General features: G+C 54.8%; 9 protein-coding genes. 2 read left to right on the forward strand and 7 right to left on the reverse strand.

The annotated features are described in order from the left end of the window. From FEM54_RS09970 to FEM54_RS09985, 4 genes are all read right to left on the reverse strand, one after another. Positions 1 to 1,192, reverse strand: a 1,192-nt coding sequence (locus FEM54_RS09970) for an NAD-dependent succinate-semialdehyde dehydrogenase (protein WP_138450684.1), incomplete at its 3' end; no start/stop codon positions are given. Then, positions 1,189 to 2,223 carry an aldo/keto reductase gene (locus FEM54_RS09975; RefSeq protein ID WP_138450686.1) on the reverse strand — a complete coding sequence of 345 codons (1,035 nt, stop codon included), beginning with the start codon at positions 2,221 to 2,223 and terminating at the stop codon, positions 1,189 to 1,191. The genes FEM54_RS09975 and FEM54_RS09970, both read right to left, overlap by 4 nt. A 10-nt stretch (positions 2,224 to 2,233) precedes the next feature. Further along, complete coding sequence (gene fae, locus FEM54_RS09980) at positions 2,234 to 2,746, reverse strand: formaldehyde-activating enzyme (protein ID WP_017138437.1); 513 nt, start codon at positions 2,744 to 2,746, stop codon at positions 2,234 to 2,236. 116 nt (positions 2,747 to 2,862) lie between these two features. Beyond that, positions 2,863 to 3,330, reverse strand: coding sequence for a GNAT family N-acetyltransferase (locus FEM54_RS09985; RefSeq protein ID WP_017138438.1), 468 nt, complete (start codon positions 3,328 to 3,330; stop codon positions 2,863 to 2,865). A 248-nt stretch (positions 3,331 to 3,578) separates the two neighbouring features. Here FEM54_RS09985 and FEM54_RS09990 point away from each other — a divergent pair, with 248 nt between their 5' ends. Both FEM54_RS09990 and FEM54_RS09995 read left to right on the forward strand, forming a co-directional pair. Next, positions 3,579 to 4,829: a ribonucleotide-diphosphate reductase subunit beta gene (locus FEM54_RS09990; RefSeq protein ID WP_005788524.1), complete on the forward strand. Its 1,251-nt coding sequence runs from the start codon at positions 3,579 to 3,581 to the stop codon at positions 4,827 to 4,829. 523 nt (positions 4,830 to 5,352) lie between these two features. After that, positions 5,353 to 6,939 carry a DNA cytosine methyltransferase gene (locus tag FEM54_RS09995; RefSeq protein ID WP_138450688.1) on the forward strand — a complete coding sequence of 529 codons (1,587 nt, stop codon included), beginning with the start codon at positions 5,353 to 5,355 and terminating at the stop codon, positions 6,937 to 6,939. Between the two features lie 145 nt (positions 6,940 to 7,084). Here FEM54_RS09995 and FEM54_RS10000 read toward each other — a convergent pair whose 3' ends face one another. The 3 genes from FEM54_RS10000 to FEM54_RS10010 are packed head-to-tail and all read right to left on the reverse strand — an operon-like array spanning position 7,085 to position 12,721. Beyond that, positions 7,085 to 8,857, reverse strand: a complete 1,773-nt coding sequence (locus FEM54_RS10000) for an AIPR family protein (protein ID WP_138450690.1) — start codon at positions 8,855 to 8,857, stop codon at positions 7,085 to 7,087. Then, a complete protein-coding gene (locus tag FEM54_RS10005) occupies positions 8,854 to 9,894 on the reverse strand; it encodes a PD-(D/E)XK motif protein (protein ID WP_240792727.1) in 1,041 nt (346 codons plus the stop codon). Before FEM54_RS10005 ends, FEM54_RS10000 begins: the two co-directional genes overlap by 4 nt. Further along, positions 9,845 to 12,721: a Z1 domain-containing protein gene (locus FEM54_RS10010; RefSeq protein WP_138450692.1), complete on the reverse strand. Its 2,877-nt coding sequence runs from the start codon at positions 12,719 to 12,721 to the stop codon at positions 9,845 to 9,847. Before FEM54_RS10010 ends, FEM54_RS10005 begins: the two co-directional genes overlap by 50 nt. Positions 12,722 to 13,566 lie beyond the last annotated feature (845 nt).

Raw genomic sequence — 13,566 nt, forward strand, 5'->3', positions numbered from 1 at the left:
GCACTTCGGCTTCATCCTTGAAACGGAAGCACGCGGCCACCGGGCCAAAGGTCTCTTCCTGGGCGATCAGCATGTCGCCATGGGCTTCGGTGAGAATGGTCGGTTCGAAAAAGGTGCCGCCCAATGCATGGCGACGGCCGCCGCAGAGCAGTTTGGCGCCCTTCTCCAGCGCATCGCCCACATGCGCTTCAACCTTGGTCAAGGCCGCTGCGTTGATCAACGGGCCTTGCTCGGTGTCGCCGTCCAGCGCACTGCCCACACGCATGGCGCTGACGGCTTCGGCCAGTTTGCGCGTGAAGGCGTCGTAAACGCTGTCCTGGATGAAGAAACGGTTGACGCACACGCAGGTCTGCCCGGTGTTGCGGAACTTGGACGCCATGGCGCCTTTGACGGCAGCGTCCAGGTCGGCGTCGTCGAACACAATAAACGGCGCGTTGCCGCCCAGTTCCAGCGAGACTTTTTTAAGCGTGTCGGCGGCCTGGCGCATCAGCAGTTTGCCGGTGCGCGTGGAGCCGGTGAACGACAGCTTGCGCACTACGCTGGAAGCTTGCAGCGCGCCGCCGATGGCCACCGCATCGCCGGAGACAATATTGAACACACCGGCCGGAATGCCCGCCTGCTCGGCCAGTACCGCGAGGGCAAACGCCGACAGCGGCGTTTCTTCCGATGGTTTGAGAATCATCGTGCAACCGGCCGCCAACGCCGGGCCGACTTTGCGGGTGACCATGGCCAGCGGGAAATTCCACGGCGTGATTGCCGCGACCACGCCGATGGCTTCCTTGGTCACAATAATGCGCGCGTCGGCCTTGTGGGTCGGTATCACGTCGCCATAGGCACGCTTGGCCTCTTCACCAAACCACTCCAGAAAGCTGGCGGCGTAGACCACTTCGCCCATGGCTTCGGCCAAGGGTTTACCCTGCTCCAGACTCAGCAGCCGGGCCAGGTCTTGCTGATGGCTGAGCATCAACTCGCTCCAGCGCTTGAGGCGCTGGCTGCGTTCCTTGGCGGTGAGCTTGCGCCAGGCCGGCAGTGCGCGGTTGGCGGCGTCGATGGCCAGGTTGGTTTCTTCAGCGCCAGCGCGTTGCACCTCAACGATCAGCGCGCCATTGGCCGGGTTGACCACCGGATAACTCGGCCCACCGCTGGACCATTGGCCATCGATGTAGTTGCCAGTACGGATCAGCGGGTTCATGCCACGGCCTCGATCAGGTTGAAACGGTCCAGGCCCGGGCGGGCCTCGCGCAGGATGCGCTTGCCGGCGGTGTAATCATTGATCACGTCGCACGGGGTGTAATTGCGTTCCAGCTCGTGCAGTTCTTCGGCGTCGAGCTGGGTGTCCAAGGCCGCCAGCGCGCTGTCGAACTGCGCGGTGGTGTCGGCGCCCACCAGCATCACGTCGACGCCTGGGTGGTTGGCGACCCAGGCCTGGGCGATCTGTGCATTGGACACACCACGGGCACGCGCCACACGCTGAACCGAATGGGCGATGTCGAACGAGGCCTGGTCGCTGTACATCTGCTGGGTGAAAAAGTCGGTCTGGTTGCGCGTCGACTGCACTTCGCCGGTCAACAGGCCACGGGCCAGCGGGCTGAACACCGAGACGCCCAGGCCCTGGTCGCGGCAGAACGGGATCATCTCGCGCTCTTCTTCGCGGTAGGCGCAGTTCAGTTGCAGCTGCATATTGATCGGCTTGACCCAACCATTGCGTTCGCAGGCCATGAGGATTTTCGCCAGTTGACCGGTGAGCATGGTCGACACGCCGATGTAGCGAGCCTTGCCGGAACGCACGATGTCGTTCATCGCCGCCATGGTTTCTTCGACCGGGGTGTTCACATCGAAGTAATGCAGCATGAACACGTCGACGTAATCCATGCCCAGACGGCTGAGGGATGCGTCAATGCTGTCCATGATGTGCTTGCGCGAGTGGCCGCTGGCATTGATGCCACTGCGGGTGCCGTAGCCGACCTTGGTGGTGACCACAATGTCTTCACGCCGTGCCACGCGCTTGAGGATGCGCCCCACCACTTCTTCGCCGACGCCTGCGGAATAAAAGTCGGCCAGATCGATGAAGTTGACCCCGTTGTCCAGGGCGTGGGCGACGATCGGCTCGCTTTGCTTTTCATCGAAAATCCACGGTTTCCAGTCCGGGGTGCCCATGTTCATGGTGCCCAGGCACAGACGCGAGACTTGCAAGCCGGAGTTGCCCAAACGAATGTATTGCATGGCAGTCTCCTCAGGCCTTTGGCGTGTAGAAAGGGTTGCTGATGTGGTTGACCACATCAGCCAGTTGCGCGGTGTACGGCGTGCCATTGAGGGCCGCGCGGATGGCGGTGCGGCAGGCGTTGTAGTTGTTCAGGTAGACCGCATCGAGGTCGTCGCAGCCTGGGTTTACCCAGTTGGCGGTGACAATCGCCCACTCGTCTTCGGCTTCGGGCGGCAAGGTGCCGTCCAGCAAGGCTTCGAGCACCGCCTTGGCGATGCCGGCCTGGGACGCGCCCCAGGTGGCGTTGCCGTGCAGGTCGCTGCCGATCGCGGCTTTGTTGACGTAGAGGGTCATGGGTTTGACCGGGATATTCGGCTGGGCGATCACCATAAATGGGCAATGGCCCTGGCTTGGGGACGCCAGGCTGTTGGCGAACGCTTGGCCGGCAGGGCCGTTGCGGGGGCCGATCAGAATATTGATGTGGGCAGCATTGACGCCTGGGCCTTCGAAGCCTTCGCCGATGTACAGATCAAGTGCTTTCATTTTCGCAAACGCTCATTGTTGTTATGGGGAGCTGGTTGGCGAATTTTTAGCACTGACGGCAAAAGCGCCCGTAACCATTAAAAGTCATGGGGCTGTGAGTTTTTATCATGCCCCCGCTACAGCGCGAGCTCCATCTTGATAATCTCGATGGACACCGGGCTGTTGCCCCGACTGAAGGTGCCCTCGCCGACCTTGCGAAACCCGAAGGCGGCATAGAAGTTTTCGGCGTTGAGGGTCGCTTCCAGGCAGGCCTTGGCATGGCCGGCGTTCTTGATGCGCTGCAAGGCCTCATTGAGCAGGCGCGCACCAATGCCCTGCCCGGCGGCATCGCCGCGCACAAACAGTTTGCTGATTTCATGGCCGTCGATTTCGATAAAACCCTGCAGCCTGTCGGTGTGTGCCAGCCACAGGTTGCCGGCAGCAATGGCCTCGCGGTAGGTCGCGGGTGAGCGGCCGTTGAGCCACATGGCGATCTGCTCGGGGCCGTAGTCGCCCGTGCAGAGGTTTTCGACGGAATGCTTATGCACCTCGAAGATGCTTTGCGCGTCGTCCAGCAGGGCGGATCGGATCAGTACGTTTTTCATTCCCTTGAAATTCCACCGGCAGCCAATGAACCCAGGTTTTATAGCTCAACCGGCGATGTGCCGCGACCCAAGACCGCACATCTTGTGCGTTGACCTGTTTTGTTACACACCATATAGTGTGCCCACAAACACAAATCACCACTACATAGTGTGCAGTATCGGTATTTACCGACCACACTCTGCGCAGTATTTCAATGCCTTGAAGCCTGCAAAAACCTATTTTTCGAGTACCAGGAAGGAGAATTTCAATGTTGAGTTGGGATGAAGTCGACAACGAAGACACCGGTGCAGCGGTGATCAAAGGCGCCAACGCCGGCCACGCCAGCGAAGCCAACATGGACCGCCTTGACGGTGCCGGCGCCGCTGCTGCCCTGGAAGCGCGCAACGTGACCGCCAACGACTCGGCCGCGATCATCCGCGCCAAGGCCGCCCTGGACAAACTCGACGTCGCCGAAGGCCTCGCCGAACTCGAAGGCTCCGCCGCCCGCGTCGCCGTTGACGAAAAGCGCATGATCAACTGCCGCGCAGACCTCAACCAACTCGTACCCTTCAAGTACGACTGGGCCTGGCAAAAGTACCTCGACGGCTGCGCCAACCACTGGATGCCGCAAGAGGTCAACATGACCGCCGACATCGCCCTGTGGAAAAACCCCGAAGGCCTCACCGACGACGAACGCCGCATCGTCATGCGCAACCTCGGCTTCTTCTCCACCGCCGACTCCCTGGTTGCCAACAACCTGGTGCTGGCCGTGTACCGCCTGATCACCAACCCGGAGTGCCGCCAGTACATCCTGCGCCAAGCCTTCGAAGAAGCGATCCACACCCACGCCTACCAGTACTGCATCGAATCCCTGGCCATGGATGAAGGCGAGATCTTCAACATGTACCACGAGATCCCATCGGTCGCTAAAAAAGCCGCCTGGGGCCTCAAATACACCCGTTCGATCTCCGATCCGAAGTTCGAAACCGGCACCGTCGAAACCGACAAAGAACTGCTGCGCAACCTGGTCGCCTACTACTGCGTCCTGGAAGGCATCTTCTTCTACTGCGGCTTCACCCAAATCCTGTCCATGGGCCGTCGCAACAAAATGACCGGCGTGGCCGAACAGTTCCAGTACATCCTGCGCGATGAGTCGATGCACCTGAACTTCGGTATCGATGTGATCAACCAGATCAAAATCGAAAACCCGCATTTGTGGGATGCCGAGATGAAGGAAGAAGCGACCCAGATGATTTTGCAGGGGACGCAGCTGGAGATCGAGTACGCGCGTGACACGATGCCGCGCGGCGTGTTGGGCATGAATGCCGCGATGATGGAGGACTACCTCAAGTTCATCGCGAACCGTCGCCTGTCGCAGATCGGTTTGAAAGAAGAATACCCGGGCACCACCAACCCGTTCCCGTGGATGAGCGAGATCATGGACTTGAAGAAAGAGAAAAACTTCTTCGAAACCCGCGTGATCGAGTACCAGACCGGCGGCGCGCTGAGCTGGGATTGATTCCTACACCAGCGAATTTTCCAGGCTTGAGCGAATAGCTAAGACATGTGAGAAAGCCCTGACCTGTTCAGGGCTTTTTTGTATTCAACGATATAAACTGAAATTTCATCACGCGAACGTCCTCCACAGGGTGATTGATGCAGACTTTCTACTGGATGGTCGCGCCCGCAAAGACCTACACTTACGCGCGAGCTAACCTCAATCACAAAGCTATAGCCTTTCCGGGCTTCGTCTCACGGCTGTAGACCTTCGAATACCCGCAGCTAGATTGGTAACAGCCGTACCGTCCAATAGGTTTCAGTCACTTAATTGATCGCTTGGATAATGGGGCGAAATTCACGCCCCACCGTGCATCTGTATACGTGGAAACTCGGTCCCTCTTTCCGAGGTTCATTTCTTGCCGAGTACCTAGTGAACCGTTACCATTTATCCTATATAAATGCGTGCATCTCCGGTGCCGCAATTCTCCCGAGCGCTACAATGCGCTTCTTTTATTTTTGTCTCAGGCGCATCGACTAAATCAATGAAATATAAGGAATCTATCCCGGTCATCGACCTCTTTGCGGGCCCTGGCGGACTAGGGGAAGGATTCTCTTCAATTGGCGGCCATGAGAAGGGAGTACGCAAGTTCCAGCTTCGCGTTTCGATCGAGAAAGATCCTGTCGCTCACGCCACATTATCCCTCCGTGCATTGTTTCGCGCGTTTCCGAAAGGCGAAGCGCCAGAAGCTTATTATCAATACATCCGAGGCGAAATTACTCGTGAAGAGCTTTTCAAGCATCCAGACGTACCGGCAGAAGCCTTAGAGGCCTCACAAGAAGCCAAGCTCGCAGAGCTTGGTAAAATTTCGCCGGACGAAGTCGACAATTGGATCAAAGAAGCCTTGGTTGGCGCTGAAGATTGGGTTCTCATTGGCGGACCGCCTTGTCAAGCATACTCTGTCGCAGGACGGGCTCGTCGTACACGCGAGACCCAAGAGGAGTTTGAGAGCGACGAAAAGCACTTTCTCTATAAAGAGTATTTGCGGATTATTCGCGAATTCAAACCAACAATCTTCATAATGGAAAATGTTAAAGGCATACTGTCTTCAAAACACAGTGGCTCGCACATATTCCAGCAAATTTTAGAAGACCTCTCGGCGCCTTCCAGAGATCTCTCATATAACATCCGCTCTTTGGTCGTCCCTAAAGATGCGGAAAAACCAGATCCACATGACTTTGTCATTCAAGCAGAACGTCACGGTCTTCCGCAGGCTAGACATCGCGTTATCCTGCTTGGGATTCGCTCTGACGTCGCCTCGAACTGTCCCGCCTTGTTGGAAAGTCCTCACAAGCTAGTAATGGAGCGCAGCAAAACTGTTTTTACAGTTGGGCAGGCTCTATCAGGACTCCCTCCAATCAGGAGCAAAATTTCAAGAGGTGGAGACTCGCTCGAAGCTTGGTTATCAGCGCTGGATGAAGCCAGCTCCTTGCTTTTACGACCCTATGTAGCCGGCCGCACTAAGTTAATCGATGCCATGAAAGATGCGGCGATTAAAGCACAGAGGCTTAACTCTAACGGCGGAGCTTTTATCCCTTGGACGGTAGTTCCAGAAATGAACGCCAAGCAGCGTGAGTGGTTCCTCGATACTAAACTGAAAGGGGTGCTACAGCATGAGGCAAGAAGTCATATGCGGTCTGATCTGCATAGGTACATTTTTGCGGCTAGCTACGCAAAGCTTAACGATACCTCCCCAAAAATACACCAATTCCCAGTACAACTCCTGCCAGCTCACGAGAACGTTTCCTCTGACTCAGTCCCATTTAGTGACCGCTTCAGAGTTCAGATGGAAAATGGCCCCTCTACAACAGTTGTCGCCCATATAGCTAAAGATGGTCACTACTACATACACCCAGATCCAAGTCAGTGCCGTAGCTTAACTGTCCGAGAAGCGGCCCGATTGCAAACTTTCCCTGACAATTACTTTTTCGAGGGGAATAGAACGCAACAGTACACACAGATCGGAAATGCGGTACCGCCACTTCTTGCAAGAAAAATCGCAGCTGTAGTCGCAGCGGTAATAGACTCCTATAGATCAGGAAAAAATCGCCAGACATCGCCAAAACCCTAATCAAACCAAGTGACCTGTCGAGCACTACATCCAACGGATAGTATTGGGGGGCTGAGCCCCCCACCCGGAGAGATGGCGAATCCCTTGCCTCCCCCCTGCCAACTAAAACTCGCGTGGCTTTGAGCTATATCTAATGTCTGAGGTATTAAAGCGCCTCAGGCACATCTACCAAAGGTGGAGAGAACGGCCGGGAGAACATAGCATCTCGACATTCTGGGCGCTTTGCCCATTCCGAGATCATCTTGCCATTGGCGGTGTCATGAAGACGATCATTGACCTCCCGTGCCCAGATTTCTATTTGCTTAACAAGCTGGGGAGAAACACCTTGTCTATTCCAGATACGTTCATGATTAAAAGAATTACCGTAAGCATGAGAAATTACTGCAACCGTATAAGCGGTAACGTTCGCGAGAAAGGCCGAAACCAATGGCCGGGCTGTCTTGTGTACTATTTTAAATAGCAAGGCCTTAGAAACAATAGCCTTAAAATAAGCAACATCAGGAATAAAAATCGCTTCTTTAGAATCCACTTCAGTCATATCAGACATAAACCGATCAAAGCACTTCTGAGCGCCGAGACTAACAACATCAGCACGCCCTTCCCACGCAGTGTAATACTTCGCCAACTCAGTCTTTGTGATCTTTCTTGAAGTAGGGACAGACTCTTTTAGGGCGCGGAGTTTGGCTGGTGTTACACCCTCACGGGCAAGAAGAGTATTATAACTTCCCGCGGCTCTCTCATAGAACCATCGACCCATTCCATCAGGGCAATATACAGAGAGCGACAACCGCTCAATATCGACATGAAATGGTTTATTGGCAGATAGATCTGATTGCCGAACTGCATTCTGACTATTGGCATATCGGGAGATGTCAGAGACAAGTGCCTCCTCCTTTGCAGGATCTTGCTCTTTCATAACGATAATTTTGGCTGGGACGCGGACTTTACTCAAATCCGTGTCGGCATATTTCTTCTTAGCAAAGAAAATTGAGGCTGTAGTTTGGCCACCATTGACAATTTGCATACCACGTAACCACACGATGCCGGGAGATCCGTCTGCCGTACGATCCAACCGCATCTCATCAGCGACTAATACAATTCCATTATTGTAAGCCATAAACCTTTCTGGAGAGTTCCGTAAAGTATTTTGAAGTCCAGCATTCACCCCCTTGGACTTCACACTCAAAAATGAGCGCACATTGGACTCAAGTAAGCGAGGACCAAATTTCTCGTAAACGAATCGAAGTGCATCCCCTGGGATAGCTGTAAGCGCGTAATCATAGTCCCCTGTTTCACCTGGTACGAAAACGCATGGAAGTGGGGAGCCGGATACCTCGTTGAAGTCAATGACGAGCTCGTCACGAGGCTTACCTTCAGAACGATGGCGAAATAAGCGTTCAATATCCATAACTTCAAGCTTCACGTACTTTCCGCCAACATCACGTGCTTTAAAGCTCTTCGATTTAGCTATACCGTCCGTGAGTACGTAAACACGAACCTGTTCAAGTCCGTCATAAATTTCTCGAATTGTCAGCGCGAGCGAATGGACGTCGCTTGATGGATCGAGTTTTTCAGCAATACGCCCGGCTGCACAGAGCTCTAAGAAACGAACGCATTGGGCCGCTGCGGTCTTGATGTCTTGGTCGGGAATCGGACTGAGGCTTTCGAAGCCTTCGTACAAACTTACGAACAGGTCAAGCTGGTCAGCGTCCTCAGACATGGCATAGCCACTTAAACGCAAATTCGCATTGCCTACCTTTCCCTGAAAGTGGCAGACCACAGGATCAAAAGTCATTCCAGCATCAACAAGGTGCTGCATCACAACTTCGGAAAAAACTAGTTCGCCAAAGGGGGCGCCATCAGACATCTGAGTCGCTATCTCAACCTTGGTCTCCGCGAAAAACTCATCAAGCGTCATCCAGTTACTCCCAATAGTTTTAGAGCCGCGTCGAAGTCCGAAAGGAAGTCACCAGCGTGGTCCAGATTAATTTCGTATAGGGCTCTCGTAACGCCTATAGGAGTGTTGCCCGTAGTAAGCCGAGGAAAGCCCTCAGACACAACGAAAATTCGCATCTCCTTCAGCTCAAACCTGCGGGTGTAATGGGTAGAGTGAATCTCGGAGTATCCGGCGATCATAAGCCTATCTCTGAGAAAATTGATTGCTCCTGGCTCTCCATCAAGGCGTTGCGTAGCATCCGCGACCATTTCAGGAAGGGTGAGCCCGTCGTCAGAACTGAACCGTATCGCAGCAAGAAAAAGTGGCGATGCAATCGAGTCGTCCAACTGCTCAAGGGAGGCAATTTTCACTGGAAAACCAGACGAGGACATCGTCGCTTTAACCTCAAACGCTCCGTCACCCAACAGGTAATCCTGCAGCGCATCGTCGGGCCCAACCCAGCCTCTGAGCACTTCCTCAGTCGCGACTCCGGAATCCATTAGAGCAACCATAAAGACGAGCTCACCCATCAGGCCAAGCTCAGCCTCGGGACTTAGAGGAGCAGGGCCACGAGACATGAATTGCTGCCACATACGAACCCTACGCAACATTGTCCGTAAAACAGCATCCTCCCCCTCTACTGCGGAAACATCCATGGCTCCAGCAACGTCACTGACCATTTCTGCGAACAGCTCAGAGCTGCCGGACTCCTTCCGTGATAAGGCGATCCAGGTTTTGCCGTCGCCACGAGGATCCGCTCGAACTATTTCGAAGCCCCTACCCTCAGGAAGGCGCTCGGACGATCCGAGCCGAGCCGTCGGGAAACGAGCAAGAAGAGACTCTTCATTGCCCGGACACCGCCTGGCAGCCATGAGCTCGCATTTCCCGGCGGAAGCCACCGCGATGCCAAGCCAACCTCCTTCCTCCCCCCGACTCCCAGAAAGCGCGCCCCAAGCTGCCACGAACTCATCAATAGGCCGGCGCATACTCAGTCTCCCAGAGTAAGTGATCCACTTCATACTTGACCGTCGTCGTCGAGCGGCTTGCAGGGAAACTCACTCCGAAGGCTATGATGGGTGCAGCGTCTTCAGGGAATCCTGCACCTCTGGGGTCAATAGGGTATACGAGTAGAAGACCTCGCTCGGGATGGCCGAGGACTCCTTTCGCACCCAACCCGCGAACCTGTCGCATAAAGACCCCACTCGGTGCTTTAGGCTGGTCTTTGCCTGTTTCTTCGGTTCTTCGCGCAGGATCCATCATCCTATCGTCGATGGTGAGATTTAGAGCTGCCATCCAGGCATCCTCATCGAGATCAATCGATTCATCTCTAGGCGAAAGAAGACGCCCAATGGAGTAATGCTCCCCTTTCGAGCTTGGGTTTTGGCTTCGAGTAATCATGTTTTCCAGAGCATATTTCTCGCAGAGTATGCAATCCTTTCCGTCACTGCCGCCTACGAGTGCAATAGTCCAAGACGTGAGTTCCCCCCTAGCTGCCATCACCTTAACGAAGTCAGCCAGAACTGCGCTGTTGACCTTTCGCGCAGCAGGGTGAGTCAGATATCCGGAAAAGAACTCGATGACGTGTTCTGCGGGGACGTTATCCCAGAGGAACCCTTTCCACTCCTGATCGCTTCCGCCTCGTTTTCGGACGATTGCATCTCTTTCCTTGGGAGCTCCGGCAGCTTCAAGAAGCCTCTCCATGACTACTAAGTTTCGTTCAATGACAGAAAGGTCACGATGGAACGCGACCGTCTCAAGAACCGAGCCACAGAACGATACCTGCAGACTTTTGGCGCTACGCATCTTGATAGGCGAAGTAACCATTAGAATAGGATGCGATTGAACCTTCATGCCGTAGTTCTCTGGCGTAGCATGTACTTTAGCCATCGTATCGAACTCCTGGCGAAGCTCCTCCGCAGCGTCGGCAATGTGTCCGAACCATTCGATGAGATCAGAGGTCGTATAGAGGCGACAGAGGTCAAGGTATCCTGGCCGGTATCCGAACCAGCGGCCCATCTGCATCAACGTGTCGTACATTTTCGTGGTTCTAACGAAATAGCTGACGCATAGCCCCTCGAGAGTCAAGCCTCGGGCGAGTTTGTCTCCACCTACAGCAATGACCTTCAAACCGGTCTCTTCTCGCTCCGCATAATCGAGGACGTCCCCAGCTGACCCGTTGATTGCCCTGACGCTGTTGACCAAATCGCCCAGTACATCCGCCAGAACACCCTCCACATCCTCCCATTCCGGAAGGTGGGATTCACCGTCAGTCTCACCCATGGCCTTCGCCACGGTTGCCGACGTCGGAACGAAGTCAGACTCCCAGAGCTCACGCCACTCCGCCATCAATTTTTCTGTATCGAAGCCGCGCTCCACCCGTTGGCGATAGCCCCTCACCAACTCCTCTACCTGACGACGAACCTCCTCCTGAACGGCGGTGTAGCGCGTTACGTGAATCAACATCGAGCAGTGTCTGCGCCCCTGTCCGCGTAGGACACGAACGGCGCAGGCTAGAACGAAGACCGAAACCGCCTCCTTGAGGGATGGGGGCACCTCGTCACGTCCGTTGAACAAGGGAACGTGATTCTTGCCGTGCTTAGGAGGCATCCAGCCAGCTTCTTCTGTCCCGGCCGCTTGGTCCTCAACTTCGCGAGTCAAGGGCAGACCGCCGGCACGACCTTCTGGAGCGCGCAGTCCGAAGACACGGGCAGGGCCGATATAATTTGACGGTGCAGAGATGTTGATGATGAATGACTGCGGGAACACATCAGGCCCTTCCTCCTTCGTCGCTTTGCGCCGATCAATGAAGATGTTCGCGAACGGCGTAGCGGTGTATCCCACGTAGGCTTTTCGGGAGAAAGAATGGAGAATTTTTCGGATACGACTATTGATAGCCTTAGGCTGGTATTCGTCGTCCACAGAGCCGTCCTTGCCTACCACCTGATCCCCTGTATCGACAGAGGCGTGATCGGCTTCGTCGTCGATCAGGAGCAGAGGGAAGCCTGATACTAGCGGACGGCCATCAGAGTCTTTGGAATCCGCGACATGGTTACGAATCCATCTGAGGAGGCGATCTAGCACCGTCTTGTTCTTTTTGACGACAAATAACCAAGGCCTCTGCTCCGGAGAGATAGCTAGGTGTTTCGCGATTTTAGTATTGAAGTCGCCGTTATCCGAGCGGTTAGTAGCGCAGTTGGGGCGGATCTCTGCGTCGCGCCCGTTCTCGCCCACTCCAATGTAGCGAACAACATCGTTCTTCGCCGAGGTCTCATAGCCAAGGAAGCCCTCCTCTAAGCGAATTTGGGTCTGGGAACGCAGATTGTTGTGCAGGCCGGCAAGCACAATGATGATCTTGTATCCAGCGTCGGCTGCTTTGCATATAAGCCCGGTGTAGTTACCTGTCTTGCCGGACTGGACATGCCCAACCACTAGCCCGCGCCTATCCCAGCCCTCCTCACGAAGAGGATCCTCAAGCAGTTCGAGAATTTTATTGGTCGCATCATCTAAGGCATCCACTGCCTTGATGGACATTTTGCTCTCTAGGAAATCGCGGTAGCGCTGCCAGTAACGCCAGTCCCTTTTACGGGCAGTGTTAAGCCAATCCTTGTGTCCAGTTCTATCCGATAGTGTGGACGCCCCACCGATCCATAGGCTGAATCGACGAATAAGCTCTGCAACAGCCTCTTTCCGGTCGACACTTTCACCTGGGGCCATATGCGTCGCTACAAAGTCAACTTTTTCAGCGATGAGAGTTGGTGTGATTGAGCCATTCTCCATGGCCTCAACCAAGAATGTCTGAGTGACACTGACGACTCGCTGAAATACCTTGTTCTGCGCTTCCGTCATTATTCTTTCCCCTCTAAGGGTGTTACCGCGAGACTCGGAAGGGACGCGACAAGATTAGGGTAATTATGAAAAGGGTCAGTCAAGGACAAGGTCGTGACCGCCACATCGGGACTCATCCCTCGTCGCGCCACCATGTCCCTAAAAAGCGTAAGGAGGACAGTTCGGACGCCGTCAGAAGCCGTCTCGGACTCTCCTGAGAAGCCGGTTATTGGAGTGTCTTTGTTCTCGGCTGTATCGAGCCATATTCGCTGCACAGGTACAGTTTCCTCAACAACGCGCAGCATGGCGCGAACAAGATCGGAATTACCGCCAGCAGCCTCAATTACCGCAGCAACCGCTGGGTGACTCTCTTCAATACGATATCGGACACCATCCTTAAGCCGTTCGACCCGCCATGCTTGTTGTTCAATCTTGAGACCTCCAGGACCTGGCATTGGCGCCCCCCGAAAGGCAAAGACTCTCCTGGCTCTTTCTCTCGTATCCTCAGCCAACTTCGTAAGCCACGGGCGCACTGTTATAGGAGGCCGGGCTGTTGACTTCTTGACGTCGATCTTCCAAGCCGAATCGGCAGTATTGGGAATATCTAATCTGATCCTCGCTAGCCGGTGAGGCTCCTCTCGGTTCCATGCGCGCCCCTGTCCAATCCCGAGCCACCCGCCAGCCAGAAGCAAGCGATGGTTCCGATATATGTAAAAACCTTGTTGAGAGGTCCACCCTTCTGCCCCCCCGCCCGTACGGAACTCACCTTCGGAGAGTCGATCTTTGTGTGGCAAAACGTGGCATTGAGCTTCCACGAGACCTGATGGAGTGAGAATTCGGGCGACTGGAGAATGCCACGGTTTAGC

This window comes from Pseudomonas edaphica (genome assembly GCF_005863185.1).
GTDB lineage: Bacteria > Pseudomonadota > Gammaproteobacteria > Pseudomonadales > Pseudomonadaceae > Aquipseudomonas > Aquipseudomonas edaphica.